General features: G+C 48.2%; 14 protein-coding genes. 8 read left to right on the top strand and 6 right to left on the bottom strand.

All coding sequences use genetic code 11. The annotated features are described in order from the left end of the window. Positions 1-70 precede the first annotated feature (70 nt). Positions 71-2,008, top strand: a complete 1,938-nt coding sequence (locus tag M0413_RS09275; protein ID WP_144345314.1) for an alpha/beta hydrolase family protein — start codon at positions 71-73, stop codon at positions 2,006-2,008. 66 nt (positions 2,009-2,074) lie between these two features. Here the strand turns inward: M0413_RS09275 and nfuA are convergent, their stop codons facing one another. Further along, positions 2,075-2,653 carry a Fe-S biogenesis protein NfuA gene (nfuA, locus tag M0413_RS09270; protein ID WP_037423725.1) on the bottom strand — a complete coding sequence of 193 codons (579 nt, stop codon included), beginning with the start codon at positions 2,651-2,653 and terminating at the stop codon, positions 2,075-2,077. Between the two features lie 167 nt (positions 2,654-2,820). Beyond that, complete coding sequence (locus tag M0413_RS09265; RefSeq protein WP_249553900.1) at positions 2,821-3,627, bottom strand: ComFC family protein; 807 nt, start codon at positions 3,625-3,627, stop codon at positions 2,821-2,823. A gap of 25 nt (positions 3,628-3,652) precedes the next feature. Between M0413_RS09265 and bioH the strand changes: the two genes are divergently transcribed. Both bioH and M0413_RS09255 read left to right on the top strand, forming a co-directional pair. Further along, entirely contained in the window at positions 3,653-4,444 is a 792-nt protein-coding gene (bioH, locus tag M0413_RS09260) for a pimeloyl-ACP methyl ester esterase BioH (RefSeq protein ID WP_218737780.1), read from the top strand. Positions 4,445-4,505: 61 nt separating this feature from the next. Beyond that, a complete protein-coding gene (locus M0413_RS09255; protein WP_047537845.1) occupies positions 4,506-5,060 on the top strand; it encodes a hypothetical protein in 555 nt (184 codons plus the stop codon). Positions 5,061-5,117: 57 nt separating this feature from the next. Here M0413_RS09255 and M0413_RS09250 read toward each other — a convergent pair whose 3' ends face one another. The 3 genes from M0413_RS09250 to greB form a co-directional block, all read right to left on the bottom strand. After that, positions 5,118-7,091 (bottom strand): LTA synthase family protein, encoded by a 1,974-nt coding sequence (locus M0413_RS09250; protein WP_218737779.1) that lies wholly within the window; start codon positions 7,089-7,091, stop codon positions 5,118-5,120. Positions 7,092-7,306: 215 nt separating this feature from the next. After that, a complete protein-coding gene (locus M0413_RS09245) occupies positions 7,307-9,673 on the bottom strand; it encodes a Tex family protein (protein ID WP_218737778.1) in 2,367 nt (788 codons plus the stop codon). A 129-nt stretch (positions 9,674-9,802) separates the two neighbouring features. Next, complete coding sequence (gene greB / locus M0413_RS09240) at positions 9,803-10,318, bottom strand: transcription elongation factor GreB (protein WP_037423740.1); 516 nt, start codon at positions 10,316-10,318, stop codon at positions 9,803-9,805. 376 nt (positions 10,319-10,694) lie between these two features. Here greB and ompR point away from each other — a divergent pair, with 376 nt between their 5' ends. The 3 genes from ompR to M0413_RS09225 all read left to right on the top strand — a co-directional run bounded on the left by ompR (position 10,695) and on the right by M0413_RS09225 (position 14,870). Further along, positions 10,695-11,420 carry an osmolarity response regulator transcription factor OmpR gene (gene ompR / locus M0413_RS09235; RefSeq protein WP_037423742.1) on the top strand — a complete coding sequence of 242 codons (726 nt, stop codon included), beginning with the start codon at positions 10,695-10,697 and terminating at the stop codon, positions 11,418-11,420. Positions 11,421-11,460: 40 nt separating this feature from the next. Beyond that, complete coding sequence (envZ, locus tag M0413_RS09230) at positions 11,461-12,777, top strand: two-component system sensor histidine kinase EnvZ (RefSeq protein WP_037427393.1); 1,317 nt, start codon at positions 11,461-11,463, stop codon at positions 12,775-12,777. A gap of 116 nt (positions 12,778-12,893) precedes the next feature. After that, positions 12,894-14,870: a methyl-accepting chemotaxis protein gene (locus tag M0413_RS09225; protein WP_218737777.1), complete on the top strand. Its 1,977-nt coding sequence runs from the start codon at positions 12,894-12,896 to the stop codon at positions 14,868-14,870. A 68-nt stretch (positions 14,871-14,938) separates the two neighbouring features. Here the strand turns inward: M0413_RS09225 and M0413_RS09220 are convergent, their stop codons facing one another. Next, positions 14,939-16,216 carry a DUF5666 domain-containing protein gene (locus M0413_RS09220; RefSeq protein ID WP_249553898.1) on the bottom strand — a complete coding sequence of 426 codons (1,278 nt, stop codon included), beginning with the start codon at positions 16,214-16,216 and terminating at the stop codon, positions 14,939-14,941. 89 nt (positions 16,217-16,305) lie between these two features. On the opposite strand from M0413_RS09220, the gene M0413_RS09215 reads away from it, so the two are divergent. Both M0413_RS09215 and M0413_RS09210 read left to right on the top strand, forming a co-directional pair. Next, positions 16,306-16,974 (top strand): response regulator transcription factor, encoded by a 669-nt coding sequence (locus M0413_RS09215; protein ID WP_037423754.1) that lies wholly within the window; start codon positions 16,306-16,308, stop codon positions 16,972-16,974. After that, positions 16,946-18,238, top strand: a complete 1,293-nt coding sequence (locus tag M0413_RS09210; protein ID WP_249553894.1) for a sensor histidine kinase — start codon at positions 16,946-16,948, stop codon at positions 18,236-18,238. The genes M0413_RS09215 and M0413_RS09210 overlap by 29 nt, the downstream gene beginning before the upstream one ends. The last annotated feature ends 49 nt before the right edge of the window (positions 18,239-18,287 follow it).

Raw genomic sequence — 18,287 nt, 5'->3', positions numbered from 1 at the left:
AAGACAGTAGCTTACTTAGGTTTGACCGATTAATATACGCACAACTTTTGTAATATAAATGTGATATAAAATGAAAAGGATTTTACCTCTACTGCTCCTGTGGCTAAGCCTGCCACTGCTTGCCCAAACGGTACCACAACTTCCCGTCGAGGCTTTTGCTAGTATTCCCGATGTCAGCTCTGTGCAATTGTCACCCGATGGTAAAAAAATTGCCTCCATTGTTCGTGTCGAACAACCTAAACTCAAGGGAACCGTTGTCAGCATTCTCGATTTAGAAACGGGTGAAAAAGGCGTTGCAGTTCATACAGATAACCAAAAATTTGTAATGCTATCGTTAAGGTGGGCAAACAACACTACATTGTTAATAAAAGCTCAATTTCCAGCAAATCGTTATGGAACACCAACAACCGAAACCCGCCTAGTTAAGTACGATTTAACCACTCGAAAGACTTCGAGTGTACTCGCCCCTAGTGTTATCGATCGACTCAGTTGGATCCCACAACATCAAGGGCAAATTATCGATCTGATGCCAGATGACTCGGAACATATTCTGCTATCCCTTGATGGCATGGGCCAAAATGTAGGGGAAGACAGCGTACTCAAAGTCAATCTGTCACAGGGAAAGTCCTCCTACATTCAAAATGCTAAGCGTAATATCATCGGCTGGGTTACCGACAGGCAGCACAAGGTCCGAATTTCCATCTATAACGATGATACTGAATACCGCATCTACGAACAGCCCGAACAAAAAGCAGAGTCTCGCTTGCTTTGGAGCTTTAAAGCTTTCTCTGAAGAGAGTGTCTGGCCACTGGGGTTTGATGCCGACCCGAATATTCTGTACGTACGCGCCTATCACCAAGGATTTGAAGCTATCTTTAAGGTGAATTTAACCGATCCTAAGCTCACCAAGGAGCTGGTGTACGCCAACGAAAATACCGATGTCGAAGGCGATCTCATCTATTCAGAATTAAAGAAAAAAGTTATTGGGATCAGTGAAGGCGATGGCGAAGAGTATACTTTTTGGGATCCTGAATATGCGGGCCTACAAAATGGGCTGAAAGCGGTATTACCCAATGCCCACAACTACATCACCCAATTTAGCGCCAATGAACGCCGCTATATCGTCTACTCCACCAGCTCGACTCAGCCCGGCACCTATTACTTTGGCGATAGGGATGAGAAGGCGCTGTTTCCGATTGCTGAGAGATATAGCAAGCTCAGCAGCGAGCAACTCGCCGACACGCAATACTTAAGCTACGAAGCGCGGGATAAGCTCAAAATCGATGCTTACCTGACAGTGCCAAAGGGCCTCGAAGCCAAGCAACTGCCAACCATTATCTTCCCCCACGGCGGCCCCATTAGTTACGACAGTAATGACTTTGATTATTGGGCACAGTTTTTTGCCAACCGTGGCTACGCAGTATTCAGAATGAACTTTCGGGGTTCAGCAGGCTATGGCTATGAGTTTATGAAAGCCGGCCTAAAAAGCTGGGGGCTCGAAATGCAAAACGATGTGGAAGATGGCACGCGTTACCTAATCAATCAAGGGATTAGCGATCCGCAACGTATCTGTATTGTCGGCGCGAGTTATGGTGGTTATGCAGCACTAATGGGCGCCGCAATGACACCCGAACTGTATCGCTGTGCAGTCAGTGTTGCTGGGGTGACAGACGTGGCTTACCTGGTAAAATCCAGTCGCCGTTTTACCAATTACGAAGTCGTCAAAGAACAAATTGGCGATGACTTTAACGTCCTCTATGAACGCTCGCCCATCAGTAAAGCCGATAAGATCACCATCCCAGTATTACTACTGCATGGCGATAAGGACCGAGTGGTCAAGGTACAACATAGCCGCGAAATGTTTGACGAGCTAAAATCTCGTAAGAAAAACGTCGAATATATTGAGCTTGAAAATGGTGACCATTATTTGAGTAACAATGACCACAGATTAACCACCTTTAAGGCGCTGGATAAGTTTTTAGCAGATAACCTAAAAACTCAGTTGTAGCATCAAAGCCAAATATAAAAAACGCGACTCAAGGTCGCGTTTTTTTATTTAGCTCAACTCAAAAGCTTAAGCGTAAGAGTGCTCACCGTGTTGGTGATCGGTTACGTCACGCACACCCGTTAATTCACCAGGGAACATATCTAACAGTTGTTTTTCGATACCATCCTTTAAGGTGATATCCACTTGCGAACAACCGTTACAACCGCCACCAAACTGCAATACCGCAACGCCTTCTTTGGTGATCTCAACCAACATAATGTTGCCGCCATGGCTAGCTAATTGTGGGTTGATTTCTGATTGGATCACGTATTCGATACGCTCCACTAAAGGCGCATCACCCGCAACTTTACGCATTTTCGCGTTTGGCGCTTTAAGGGTTAATTGCGAACCTAATTGATCGGTCACAAAGTCAATTGAGGCTTCTTCTAAGAAAGGTGCACTCTTTTCGTCTACCATGGCGCTAAAGCCATTGAATGCTAATTCAATATCATCGCTTTCAACGGCATCAGGTGGACAGTAAGACACGCCACACTCAGCTTGTGCGGTACCTGGGCTTATCACAAATACACGAATATGAGTGCCTTCAGGTTGATCTGCTAACAACTTTACAAAATGGGCTTGAGCCGCATCGGAAATCGTAATCATGGAAACCAGCTCCGTCAGGGGATACCTGAGTGTTTTAGTAAGAATTAGCCGTATGATACTCCTAGTTACTCGCGCTTTGTAGTCCCTAGGGTAGCAAGTTCTGGAATTTTGCAAAATCCATCACGCTTTAAATGCAGCAACTTAACATGCAAACCACTAATGTATGACTATCGCGACTCTATGTTTTCACCTGCGATATCTTCCAACAAGCCTGGCGCTTCGGCTCGTGCAAGACACCATATTTGAACATGCACGTAACGCGCTTCGAATAACTGGGCGATTTCCGCAACCGTCGTGCCTGTCGTCACCACATCATCCACTAATGCAATGCGTTGATAGGCAAAATCAGCATTTAACTCAAAGGCATCCTGTAGATTTCTTCGCCGCTGCGCACCATTGAGTCCAGCCTGTGGGCGGGTATCCTGCCGCCGTGTTAATCCTTGATCAACTAAGGGCAACTGTAAGCGTTGCGATAACTCATGGGCGATTAACCATGCTTGATTAAATCCACGTTGGCGCAGCCGATTAGGGTGTAAAGGGACTGGCACTATGGCCTGCGGTAGCGTGATTAATCCTTGCTGTTCAAGCTGACCAATGCGCGCCACTAAGGCTTGGCACAGAATGGGTAAGGCAGCGAGTTGCCCCTGATATTTAATAGCCGCTATCCAAGGGCCAAAGCCTTGATGATAACTACAGGGTGCGATGACTTTTCGCGGTTGATGACGTTGGCATTCACCGCAATACTCGAGTTCAAGTTGCATGGATTTGCCACAACCTAAGCAAATTGGGCTGTGATACAAACCCGTTTGCAGGCATATCTGGCAAAATCCGGCTTCCGTTGAATTTAGTGATTGGTGGCACAGTAAGCAACGGTTAGGTAAACTGCCTGCCAAGTAACGCTGCCCCCAATACGAAACTAAGCGTAAAAACTTCGCCCCTTGCTGCGACCAAATCCATTTGCTATCGCCTGACATACAACATCCTATTAGAGGTATTTTAGTGAACGCTACAACGTCTGCTCATCATCCACTGCATATCGAAACCATTGGCCAAGGGCCAGATCTGGTGATGATCCACGGTTGGGGGGTTAATAGCGCCGTGTTTACGCCGCTCCATGAGCAACTGTCTGAGTATAGGGTGCACTATGTCGATCTGCCTGGCTTTGGCTTAAGTCAACCAATCGTAGGCGATTTATCGACTTGGGTGGATGCCCTAATCCATGCCTTGCCCGCCAATGCAATTTGGGCTGGCTGGTCACTAGGCGGATTAGTCGCCACTCAAGCCGCCATAAGCTATCCCTCCCATGTCAGAGGATTAATAACTATCGCGTCCTCGCCCTGTTTTATGGCAAGGGAGGAAGAAGCATGGCCCGGTATTCCGCCACAGGTGCTCAGCATGTTTGGCGAGCAGCTTGGGCAAAATTTACCTAAAACGATTGAGCGCTTTTTAGCGATTCAGGCCATGGGCAGCGAAACCGCCAAAGACGATATTAAGCAGCTGCGGGATTTAGTCTTGGCACGCCCGCTACCCAATGCTGCGGCCTTAACTCAAGGTTTGGATATGTTGAATCAAATCGATCTTAGGCCACAGCTGTCGGCGATACAGCAACCTTGGCTACGGATTTGGGGCAGGCTCGATGGACTCGTGCCCAAACGCGTGCAACCTCAAATGCCCACCGCAAGCCATATCACAGATGTGATGCTCGCCAAGGCATCCCACGCACCGTTTGTGTCCCACAGGAAAGAATTCTTGCAAGCAATCACACCTTGGCTGGCGCAATTCAAGGACTAGCGCTTTATCTTTGAGCAATAAATGGCTAGTATTTAACCATTAAGGCTACAAGGAATTTTTCATGCTGCTTGTCAGTAATTACCCCCAAGTTCCGCTAGCGACCACCAATGTCGCGACGGACTCGGCTCGGGTCGACAATCAGCTAAAACCAGTGGTAATCCCACCTCAGGCTGCGACTAAAGGCCATGAAGAACGCGCCTTTAACCCGCAAAATGAACGTACTGCTGACCAAGCTCAGCAACAGGCTCGATTACTTGAGCAAAATCAGCAACAAGTTCAACAAAAGCAGCAGCAACAGCAATCCTCGCAGCAACAGAGTCAACAACAGCAAGAAAAACAAGCTCCAGTTGTGGCTGCTGATCGCGCACTTCCTAAAACGCTTAGGGTGCCAGTCCGAGGTCCTGCGGCCTTGCAACGCAAGGATATTCGCTTAAAGGTTGGCCAAAACAATACTCCGCCAACAAATACTAATGCAAAAACCAATACCAGCGCCGCTCGTCAACCTATACAAGGGGAGTCACCTCAGTTTTATCAACAAGTTGGGCAACGTATTAGCCAATATTATGCACAGCAGACTCAACCAGAGGCCGAGCCCGCCATGTCGTCATGGATTTGATGGGTTATGGCGTGTAGAAATAAAAATGCCGCTGATTAAACGGCATTTTTTATGCGGTTATTTGCTCGAGTTACCCGAGCGATACAGCTCTTGCTGGTAGGCTAGGCTGCCCCACAGAGCCCAACTTAAGGCCTTTTTCTCTAGCGCCTGCGCCGCGGGCGCATAAGGCGTTAAGTGCTCAGTTTTTTCATCATATTGGAAACCTTGCGCCGCTTTCTCTGGCTGCAGGATCACCACATCCTTGCCTTCCATCAACGCAAAATTTTTGTCGTATTGCATCAGTGCACGTCCAGGCCAATCATCGCTGACCTGAGTTAAGTCACGCCCTAACATAGGGTAAGAGTCTGAAATACCAATCAAAGATAACAAGGTTGGCGGTAAGTCGATTTGACTCACGATACGGTGATCGCGTTTTGGTGCAACATTATCCCCAAGGATTAACCCAGGAATACGGAAACGCGATACTGGCACCAGATCCGCACCACCGACTCGACTGTCATGGTCAGCTACCACAATAAAGACTGTGTCCTTCCAGTAGTCGGCATTTTTGGCCAGCTTAAAGAACTCACCAATCGCATAATCGGCATATTTTGCCGCGTTATTACGGGTTTGTTTTGGTTGCTCATACAGCTCAATACGGCCATCGGGGAATTCGAATGGATCGTGGTTACTCGAGCTAAACACTAAACTAAAGAACGGTTTACCTTCGCTATGCAGACGCTCAAACTCACTATTTGCCTTACGCATTAAATCTTCATCAGAAGCACCCCAAGAGCCGACAAACGCAGGAGATTTATAATCCTTCTGATCGATAATGTCGCTAAAACCATTCCCGAGGAAGAAGCTACGCATATTGTCAAAATGGCTCTCACCACCATAGATAAATTGGGTGGTATAGCCGTGATTTTTTAACAATTCAGCGATACTGAAGAAACCCGTCTGGCTCTTGCCTAATTTCACCACCGCACGGGCTGGCGTAGGGGTAAAACCAGTCGTGACAGCTTCGATTCCGCGCACAGAGCGTGTGCCAGTGGCGTAGAGATTATCGAAATACCAGCCTTCCTGTGAGAGGGCATCGATATTCGGCGTTAACGGCAAACCGCCTAAACTCCCCACAAAACGGGCTCCCAGACTTTCTTGCAGCAAGATCACTAAATTTTTAGGCTTTCCGGTATAACTGGCTTGGTTAAAACTCAGAGAGGGAAGTTCATTTGAGGTAAACGCACTCTCAGGGCGACCGCTCTCCTGCCTAATGACCTTGATAATCTCATCTTTGTCCAAGGAGCCATACACCTTAGAAGCATCTTCCTCACTGCCCATTTGTTTGATCGCAAACACTAAAGAATAAGCGGAGTTGATCACTAAGGAGTTTACTAATGGATCATCGGCAAATGCCACCATCGCTGGGTTAATCGGTCTATGACCTAAGGTTGAACGCGCACCCAATAGGGTCAAAACGATAACCAGCACGGCTAACACCGGGCGCCAATACCAACGGGGGAAACGCAGGTTTTTACACAACTTACCGCTCAATACCCAGCCACCCCATAGGGTTGCGATACTCAGCACCACAGAAAAAATCAGCTCAAGCTTGCGTCCCGCCCACAGCATCGACAGCACTTCTTTGGGATAAATCAAATACTCCACATACAAACGATTAGGGCGAATGCCATATTCCTCAATAAAAGCGGGCGTCGACACTTCGAGGAATAAGATAGTCCAGAGGCCTATGGTTAGCCATAAACGCAGAATCCATTGCCATGCTCGGCCAATCAAATGATCGCCCGAAAATATCGCCGTACCTAAAGCAGCCACACCCCATAACCAACATAGGGTTGCAATATCGACACGAATACCTTGCAGCAACAAATGCGACCAACCGTCAACAGCGGCTACACGTTCGCCCTGCCACAGGCCTAAACTGATTCGGCTAGCGGTAGCTATAGCTAGAACTAACAGACTGAAAATAAGAATGACGCGAAAGGGCCCGTGGGCGCCCTTGCGTCCACCAGCAGATAAACCTGACTGCATGTATTACCCCAAAAACATTAAACGCACACTCAGCTTTGGAGTGTCAATTTGAAAAATTACCAGAAGTTGCTATATGACAACCGATCTGGCTTAAGGTTGCATTAAATTGCCGCCTTTATATTACCTGTCGTAGCAAACATGCAACAATTTTGTGATTGAGGGGTAAAAAATGTCGACTCGGGCACATGCTAACACCCGAGTCGCATCGAGATGACTTACTTTTTCAGCTTAGCGAAAGCATCAGCAAAGGCATTGCCCATCGCCGCATTGACAGGGGCTGGCTTGGGTGCTGACCGCCCAGACTGAGGTTGTGATGATTTGTGTTGTGACGCTTTGTGCTGATTCGGCTTGCTACCCTGATGCTTACCCTGCACTGGCGTGCGAGTTTGCGACTTACTCAGATCAATCGCCTCATCCAGACGCATACTCAGGCCAATTCGGCGGCGCTCCACATCCACTTCCATCACCTTCACTTTTACCACATCACCCGCTTTGACCACGGTATGGGGATCGGTAATAAATTTGTCGGTTAATGACGAGATATGCACTAAACCATCTTGGTGCACGCCGATATCCACAAAGGCACCAAAGTTAGTCACGTTGGTGACAACGCCTTCAAGAATCATCTCAGGTTTCAGATCCTTAAGCTCTTCAACCCCATCTTTAAACTTAGCGGTTTTAAACTCGCCACGGGGGTCGCGGCCAGGTTTATCTAGCTCGCTAAGGATGTCGGTCACTGTCGGCAGACCAAACTCAGGAGTCGTAAACTCCTGCGGTTTGATGTTGCGTAATAATTCTGAATTGCCGATAAGGCTCGCCACATCGACTTGTTTGGTCTTGGCAATCGTTTCGACCAACGAATAGGCTTCGGGGTGAACCGCTGACATATCCAATGGATTATCGCCGTCACGAATACGTAAAAAGCCTGCGGCTTGCTCAAAGGCTTTAGGGCCTAAACGCGGCACTTTTAACAGCTCTTTACGATTTTTGAAGGCGCCGTTGGCGTCGCGGTAATCCACCACGTTTTTGGCCAAGGTTTTATTTAAACCTGCAACTTGCGATAGCAAAGGCACAGATGCCATGTTTAAGTCCACGCCCACACCGTTTACGCAATCCTCGACCACGGCCTCGAGCGAGCTAGAAAGCTGGCTTTGACTCACATCGTGTTGATATTGACCAACGCCAATAGACTTAGGCTCAATCTTCACCAGTTCCGCTAATGGGTCCTGTAAACGACGGGCAATTGAGACCGCGCCGCGAATCGAAACGTCTAGCTCAGGGAATTCCAGCGCCGCCAGCTCTGATGCGGAATACACCGAGGCGCCCGCCTCGCTCACCATCACTTTGGTCAGCTGTGGTTGGCTATCCTTGAGGCTGGCGATCAACTCAGCCGCTAATTTATCGGTTTCACGGGAGGCGGTGCCGTTACCAATCGCGATTAACTCTACCTTATGCATTTGCACTAAGTTGGCGAGGGTACGAATCGACTTGTCCCATAAATTCTGTGGTGCATGGGGGAAAATCGTGGTGTGTGCCACCAACTTACCCGTGTTATCCACCACGGCGACTTTAACGCCAGTACGTAGACCTGGGTCTAGGCCCATGGTTGCCTTGGCGCCCGCTGGCGCGGCCATCAGCAAATCACCCAAGTTACGGGCAAATACGTTAATGGCTTCCGCTTCGGCGCGCTCACGCATTTGCGAGATAAACTCGGTTTCCATTTGCAGGGCAATTTTAATTCGCCACGTGGCAGTAACGACCGTTTTGAGCCACTGATCCACACTGCTATCGCCCAGCTTTAAGCCTAAATGCTCACTAATAATGACTTCGCAGTAACTGCCTTGACCCGCCTCTGCGCCAGGATCGGCATTCATCGATAACGACAGGAAGCCTTCATTACGGCCACGGAGCATAGCTAAGGCGCGGTGAGATGGCACTTTGGCCAAAGGTTCGTTGTGCTCGAAATAATCGCGAAACTTCGCGCCTTCCTTCTCTTTGCCGGCAATAACACGGCTCTCTAACACACTGTTTTGGCTTAAATGTTCGCGAACTTTACGCAGTAATTCCGCATCTTCGGCGTAACGCTCCATCAGAATGTAACGGGCGCCTTCCAATACCGCTTTGGTGTCGGCAAAACCCGCTTCCAGATTCAGATAACCCGCAGCCAATGCTTCAATATCGGCATTGCGATCCGCTAACAAGGTTTCGACCAGCGGCTCTAATCCCGCTTCAATGGCAATTTGGCCCTTAGTGCGGCGCTTAGGTTTGAAGGGAAGATACAGATCCTCGAGACGCGTTTTACTATCGGCGCCTTCGATTTCCCGTTGCAGCTCAGGCGTTAACTTACCCTGCGCTTGAATGCTGGATAAAATCACCTGACGTCTGTCATTTAACTCACGCAAATAACCTAAACGGCTGTACAGCGTGCGTAACTGGGTGTCGTCTAAACCACCAGTCGCCTCTTTACGATAACGGGCGACGAAGGGAACAGTGGCACCATTGTCGAGCAAATCTATGGTGGCAGTGACTTGATGCTCACGAACATTGAGTTCCTGAGCAATAATTTGGGCAATAGTCTGCATAAATAAAGTATCGTGCCTAACGGTTTGATTAATCCTAATTGCGCCCAAGATACCACAGGCGCAGTCGTTGTTTCATATGATGCGAGCGATTTGCCGCTGAAAATCGCCGAGAGTTTGATCTCGCGAGGTTTATTCCCCCTCGTCCGCGAGCGACGAGTCAAGCAAGGTGTCGAACGGCGTATAACGGATTTCGTTGATATACCATGTCTTTGGGCCAGAGGGCGTTTGCACCACCACTTCATCATCAACTTGTTTGCCAATAAGCGCCCGCGCCATGGGGGAATCAATAGTGATATAACCCAGTTTAGTATCGAGCTCATCTTTACCGACAATCCGATAACGCACCCGCTCACCCGCGTCGTTTTCAAGCTCAAACCAAGCACCAAAGTAAATTTTGCCTTCCTGCTGCGGAGAATAGTCGACAATTTTGAGTTCTTCGAGACGCTTAACCAAATAGCGAACACGACTATCTATCTGACGCAAAAGCCTTTTATTATAAGTGTAATCCGCATTTTCACTTCGATCGCCCTGCGCGGCGGCCTCTTGCACTTTGAGGGTGATCTGCGGGCGATATTCCTTCCACAGGTATTTTAATTCTTTATCTAAGGTCATCCAGCCTTGGCGGGTGATCAAATGCGCTTTCATGTTAAGACTCTATAGTTAACTAACAACGAGCATAATTTTAAACAGGCATGGCACTGATGATACTCAGAGTCGACGCCAAAGTTAAGGACTAGCAAAAAGCACCGCTGCCAGAAATGCCAATTTAGTTACAATTTCATATGTATAGTGAATATATTCAACGATTCCCATGCAATTTCATTTGCTTAGTATTAACATGAGTTGGCAATTTGTCGCATTCGACCGTGGTTGGCTTACATCATGAGCTAGTCGCTCAGATTGAATCCAGCTATATTAAGCGCATTCTTGGCAGATTCGTTTTCAATTTCAGCCAGTTAATCTTTGTTGTATGACGGCATAAAAAATAAAAGCAATAATCCGAGCAATTTAAGGACATCCCATGGGACAAGAAACCTCGAAAATCCTCGTTGTCGATGATGATATGCGCCTACGAGCACTACTCGAGCGTTACCTGATGGAGCAAGGCTATCAGGTACGCAGTGCGGCCAATGCTGAGCAGATGGACCGTTTACTGGAGCGAGAAAACTTTCATTTGATTGTGCTCGATCTGATGTTGCCCGGGGAAGATGGCTTATCTATCTGCCGTCGTCTGCGCCAACAGGGCAGCACCATTCCGATTGTGATGCTCACCGCCAAAGGCGATGAAGTCGACCGCATTATCGGCTTAGAACTCGGTGCCGATGATTATCTGCCAAAACCTTTTAATCCGCGTGAATTGTTGGCGCGGATTAAAGCGGTGATGCGCCGCCAAATACAGGATGTGCCCGGCGCGCCCGCGCAGCAAGAAGCCGAAATTAGCTTTGGCGAGTTTTCACTCGACCTAGCTACCCGTGAGATGTACCACGGTGATGAAGCCATCGCGCTGACCAGTGGCGAATTTGCGGTATTAAAAGTGTTAGTCACCCATCCACGGGAACCGTTATCGCGGGACAAACTGATGAACCTCGCCCGTGGTCGTGATTATTCGGCGCTCGAGCGCTCGATTGACGTGCAGGTATCGCGTCTACGGCGCTTAATTGAAAAAGACCCCGCTAATCCGCGCTACATTCAAACCGTGTGGGGATTAGGCTATGTATTTGTACCCGACGGTGCCGCCCGTCGATGAGCTGCTTTTGGCCTGTTGTTGACGCTTTTTTGGCACGACTATGAAACTTAAGTGGTGGCAGCGACTCCTTCCGCGCAGCGCCTTTAGTCAAACGGTACTGCTGATTGGTTGTTTGCTGCTGATCAATCAGCTGGTGTCCTATGTCACTGTCGCAGTGTATGTGTTAAAACCCAGCTATCAACAAATCAACCAGTTAATCGCCCGTCAAATCAATCTGTTATTTGTCGATGGTGTCGATATCGGCCGCGAGCATTTAACCATAGTCGATGCACTCAATGCCAAAGTCCGCGACGATGGCATGAAGGTGTATAACCAACAGCAAGCCCGTGAAGCGGGCATCGAACAAGCCACCTACTACGGTTTTTGGTCATCACAGATGTCGGAATATCTCGGTGGCGATGCCGAAGTCCGTGTCACCCACGGCAGTGTTTTGCAAATTTGGATCCGCCCACCGCAGGCGCCGTCTGTGTGGATTAAAGTGCCGCTGATTGGGCAAAATGTTTCCGACTTGTCGCCACTGACCTTGTACTTGATGGTGATCGGCGCACTCAGTGTTGCCGGCGGATGGTGGTTTGCTCGCCAGCAAAACAGACCATTAAGGCGCTTACAAAAAGCCGCGATCTCGGTGTCCCGTGGCGAGTTTCCCGATCCTTTGCCGCTTAAAGGCTCCAGCGAACTGGTGGAAGTGACCAACGCCTTTAACCAGATGGCCCATAGCATGAAGCAGCTAGAGCAAGATCGTGCACTGTTGATGGCGGGAATTTCCCACGATTTGCGCACGCCGCTGACCCGCATCCGCCTTGCCTCTGAGATGATGGTTGAAGAAGATCAATATCTTAAAGACGGTATCGTCAACGATATTGAAGATATGGATGCCATTATCAGCCAATTTATTGCCTATATTCGCCAAGATCAGGAAGCCAGCCGCGAGCCCGGGCAAATCAATAAACTCATTCAAGATATTGCCCAAGCCGAAGCCAACCGCGACGGTGAAATTGAAGTCGTGCTGAGCGATTGCCCCGAGGCCTTATTTCAAGGGCTGGCGATTAAGCGGGTGTTGAGCAACTTAGTTGAAAACGCCTTTCGTTATGGCTCCGGCTGGGTGCGGATAAGCTCGCAATTTGATGGCAAACGCATCGGCTTTAGCGTTGAAGATAATGGCCCAGGGATAGATGAATCACAAATTCCTACACTCTTCCAACCTTTTACCCAAGGTGATATTGCCCGTGGCAGTGTCGGCTCAGGGCTTGGGCTCGCCATCATCAAACGGATTATCGACCGCCACCAAGGCCAAATTACCCTCTCGAATCGCGCCGCAGGCGGTTTAAAAGCCCAAGTTTGGCTACCGCTAGAATAATCCCAAAATCATAATGACAACGCTGACATTTGATTGGTTCTGTCATATTTATGTCACGCGAAATTCATAAACTTTAGGCAGTTAACTTACCTTAAGTTTCCAATGAAGATTGCATCATGAAGATTTCGACCTTGTCACGTACTGCTTCAGCGCTGTTGTTATTGCTTGCGGGATTATTAGCAGCAGTAGTACTTTGGAGTAGCGATCAAAGACAGCAGATTGAGCAACAAACCCAAGTACTCCAAGGCCTGCAACAGGACTTTCTCGTAGGTGTGCGCCGCGATCTTGATGGCTATTTAACCAGCGGCAACGCGACCCAACTCGAAGAAGCCAAAGCCAAGCTGAGCAAAATCAAAAACCAACTCAGCGAACTCAACCTTGCCGCATCAGGTAATGCCGATGAGGAATTACAGGCCGGCCTGAATCAATTCATTCAAGACTTAGACACTAAATACCGCGCGGCGGGCAAACTCGCAGGTAACCCAAGACAACTGCTGGCCCACGCCGAATCCGAAATGCTCGACTATAACCGTAGGCTTGGTAGCTATGCCGACAAAGGCTTAGCCGTTAATGCAGCAATAGCCGAGCAATATTTGCAATTAAGCCGTGACTTTCCCAGCATTGTTTATCAACTGTCGCAGCTTACCGATGGCTATCTCATTGATAAAAATCAGCAACTTAAGAATATTCTCGACAGCACCAGTAAAGCGCTTAACCAATGGCGCGATCAACTCAACACCCTGCCATTAATCGGCGTATATGAACAACAGGAAGCCGATGAATTTGCCCTCGGCGCAAGTGAGCCAGAGCAAATTGAAGTGGGCGAAAATGATCGCAACGAGCTGTTAAGCCTTGCCAATCGATACAATAAAGAAGTCGCCAACACCCACCAATTGCTGCAAGCCAATCAGGAGATGCAAGCGCAATTAATTCAAGCGATTGGCAGAGTTGAACAGCAGCTCATTGCCCTCGGTGAAGCACAGGCCGCCAAAAACCAACAGCTCAAATATGAGTTACAAGTCATTCTTTATGCGATGGTTTCGATTATGGCGCTGTTTGCTATCGGCTATTTAATCCTGCAACAGAACCGCGTGGTTAACCCCCTCAAACGCCTCAATCAAGCCTTTATGCAATTAAGCGAGTCCAACAGCCGTGAACGTTTGGACATCAATCGCCGCTGCGAAACTGGCCAAATTGCAGGGCATTTTAATCAGCTACTGCATCGCTTTGAACAGGAAGATGAACTGCAGCGCCAACAAATGACTAAGGTTTCTCAATCCTTAAGTCAGCTGGTCGCGCGCATTACTCAACTGTCGCAGCACACCGAACACACTCAGACCATAGTCGCCGACACGCAGTCGCAAACCGAGCATATCCGTAGCCTCGCCAATGAGGTCAGCCATACCTCAGCACTGGTTGAACAAAGCGCAGCCGAAACCATGCGCCAAATGCAGTCGAGCCAAACTGAGGCCGAAGCGGTACTGAGTGCCACAGAGCAAACCCAAACGGCGGTTGGCCTTTGCCATGCCTCGCTCGAAAGCCTGAATAACTCAGTGGCAGATGTGGCAAAAATCATTGATGTAATTGGCAATATCGCCGAGCAAACTAATTTACTGGCACTTAATGCCGCCATTGAAGCCGCCCGCGCAGGCGAGCAAGGTCGCGGTTTTGCCGTGGTCGCCGATGAAGTGCGCAGCCTGAGCCAACGTACTCAGGTGTCGTTAAATGAAATTGTGAAAATCCTGCATCAGCTCACCCAATCTAACCTTGCTCTCGGCGAGAGTGTCGATGGCATTGCCCAAGCGACCGATAGCCAAAAACAGCGGGCACAGAGCCTATGGCAAATGGCACAAACCGTACAAAATCAAGCGAGTGAAATGGCCAATACCGCCAAACAAGGCTCGCTCAACGCCAAGGAACAGGTGGATTACCTCGATGAATTTGTTCGCAGCATGGATAACCTGAAAGACCAAGCGCAAACCAGTTCGCAGCAGAGCGAAGTCATCGCCCAAGAAGTGCAGCAAAGCGTGGAAAATATCGAAACCAGTTTAGGTATTGCCGACAGTCGTGTCGTGCCAATGCGCGCGGCTTAAGCTTAAGCACATAAAAATGGCAGCAAGAGATCAATCTCGCTGCCATTTGCAGGGGTCGTTAACAGGCATTAGTCGTCAATGCGACAACTGTGGATTTGCATGCCATCAAACTGACATTCCACATTAACCCATTTACCATCAAAGGTTGCTAATGAGGCATCACTAGCATGGTAACCCCACAGACTGTTCTGGCTCACCTTTCCGGTTAACTCCAGTTCATTACTCTGCTGTTCAAGATCAATTTCCTTCACTAGCCATTGGCCATCGGCTAATTCAACACCTTCAATTTGCAGCCATTTTTGATCAAGGGTTGCAAGGGTTAAGCCATCATCAAACTGGGTTCTCGCGTCGATAATAAAGGTAAAGCCATTGATTTGTAGCTGGTTATTGCTATCGAGCGTAGCTCGCCCTTCAAGCTCAAACTTGTTACCTAAATCGGGTAATGGGCCACCCGCATCTGAACTTTCAAAGTCGACCTCTTTGGCCCACAGGCCCTGCGCAGTAGATTGAATATCCACCTCTAGGCGCTTACCTTCCAGCAAATTGGTGCGATTACCATCTTCAAATTGAGTCTGTTCAGTCACATAGAGTCGTGTGCGGCTATTAAGCTCAAACTGGCTCTTGTCTTGGTTAACCCAAGTTACTGTGCCCTCTAACTCCATCTCGTTGAATGTCGGCACATCACTCGCATCTTCTACGTCGACTTCATGGGCCTTAAATACGGCGCCATCCTGTTGACCTTCAACCTCAACCCACACACCTTCGGCTAACTGCCCTTCTAACTCGGCATTGGCGTAATCGATCAAGGCTGAGCCTAGGCGGAATTGCTGCATAACTGGATCAAGCTCTGTTACTCGACCTTCAATTTCAGCAATTGCGAGATTAGGGAAAAGGTTAATCGACTCTACCTGCCATTGTCCGACCACGGTGGGGTAGCCATTTACCGCTACCCAATCGCCCTTTTTATATTGGCTAGCTGATGCAACGGCTAACTGTATGCCATTGACCATAATATTATGTTGATTGATGGCACTGATTTCACCGACCAGCGCAGGATCGACAGCAACCGTTTTAGCCTGCTGACCTTGGTTAACCAAATCTAAGCGCATCCCCACTTGAATAGCTTTGGCATCCAGTGGTTGTTGTTGATAACGAATATCTGCATTGGCGATATTAATCTTGTATCCATTCACAGTGATCTGCTGATGGTCTGCGGACACCTGGGTCACAGTCCCCATCACTTTAGCGGGTAAATTCGCGGGAGGTGACGTCACATCCGTTGATGAACCGTCGCCACCACAAGCGGTTAATAGTAATGCGCTAATACCTACTAAGTGCTTATTCATTTTTTTCTCCCTTATTTACCTTGTTAAATCAACGGCTGGCATCTTAGTATGGGAAACGTCAAGCAAACGTGAAGAAATGAAGATAAGTAATGAAAGTATTAATTGTTGATGACAATCATGATGTTATAGAAACAATCATGGACTATTTAACCCTCGAAGGCATTATTGCTGACTGCGCCTATCACGGTGAAAGCGCCATCAATTTAATACAGCAAAACCATTATGACGTGATCATTATGGATATTATGATGCCCAAATTAGACGGTATTCGTACGGTCAAAAAACTGCGCGAAGAGCTGTTTTGTAATACGCCGATTTTGTTCTTAACCGCCAGAGATAGCCTGCAGGACAAAATTGACTCCTTTACCTCGGGCGGTGATGACTTTTTAAATAAACCCTTCGCCATGGAAGAACTATGCCTGCGTCTACGGTCTCTGCATAACCGCGGGCCGCGTTTAGATGTAGGTATATTGCGCTTTGGTGAAATCAGCTTAAATGTCGCAACTCAACAAGTATGCCGCGCAGGTAAGGAAATCAAGCTGAGTAAAATCCAACGCACGATTTTGACGCTACTGCTCAAACATGCCCCCGCCATTGTGAGTAAAGAACAAGTTATCGATGCGGTTTGGGGTGACGAAGCCCCCTGTAGCGACGCGCTTCGTAGCCATATTTACGGCCTGCGTAGTGCATTGGATAAGGGCTTTACAGATTCCAAACTAGAGACGATTCATGGCCAAGGTTACCGACTCCTCCCCTAAGCCATTACCGAGCTTATACAAAAAAATTCGCCTAACGTTTTTAGTGCTAACGAGCCTAATGTTCGCGATTTTCTGGGGTTTGATTTATATCGCCGAAGAACAAATTGAGGTCATTAGCCTTGAACACAAACTGGCGACCGAAACCCGCGAATACCAAAAAAACTATCAACGATTTGGCGACAAAGCCCAGCTCCCCGATATCCACGAACTCACCACCTATTGGAGCAAAGAGTTTGTGCCGCAATGGCTGCAAGCTTACCAACAAACGGGTTTTTATGAGCACCAATTGGGCGCCGAAGATAAGCACTTTTTGATTTCGCCGCACCCATCAGGACAAGGTTTATTGTATGTGGTGTATAAGGATGATGCGGATGACTTTCTCGATGGGTATGAGGACAGACTGCATATTTTGATATCCCTCTTCGGGGTAGGTTTACTGCTGTTCATCATGGCCTATGGCTTATATTTTGTGCGGCTACTATCGGCACCATTTTTTGAAATTGAACGCAAAATCAATGCGCTGACGCCAGAGGAGCCGAGCTTTGTCCCTAGCACACCCTACCGTGAAACCCGCCATATCGAACAAACACTACTGGAAAATAAAGCCAAAATTGCCGCCTATTTTACTCGGGAGCAGGAGTTTAGCCGCTTTGCCTCCCATGAACTGCGCACGCCCATTATGGTGATCCAAGGCTCGACAGAATTACTTAAAAAACTGCCAAACAACGGGAACGAAGCCCAGCAGCGGATCGCCAACAAAGCCATTGCCCGCATTGATTACGCAAGCCAACAGATGAAAACCCTCACCGAAACCTTTTTGTTACTAGGTAAGGAACAAATTGAATCGCAACACTATGATCAAATTGATTTAGCCGCACGGCTTACGCAGCTATTAAGTGAAATGGCGCAGCATTTTGCCAAACACGAAATCCGCTATCAGCTCAGCGTTAACGAAAATACCGCCATTTGCGCACCGGTGAGTTTTGTGAACATAGTGATAGGCAACTTAATTAAAAATGCCTTTAACTACAGCAGTGGCGATATTGAAATCACGCTGAATAACAATCAACTAACCATAAAAAATCCGCTTAGCCACCACAGCGCCGAGCCCACGGGCTATGGCTGTGGTTTGATTATTATTGAACGGATAAGCGAGCGCATGGGGTGGCACTTTTCGGCCCAAAGCCTAGGGAATGACTATCTGGCAACAATCCAATTTATGGATAACGGCGAGCCACAACAGCATCTAAATGAATCCGCTTAAATTCTTCACAACTGCTTCACGCTCGTCTTGGCATGATACTCGCCGCAGA

It is taken from the genome of Shewanella sp. 8A (genome assembly GCF_023475945.1).
GTDB classification, from domain to species: Bacteria; Pseudomonadota; Gammaproteobacteria; order Enterobacterales; family Shewanellaceae; genus Shewanella; species Shewanella xiamenensis.
This window is presented reverse-complemented; position numbering and strand designations above follow the sequence as displayed.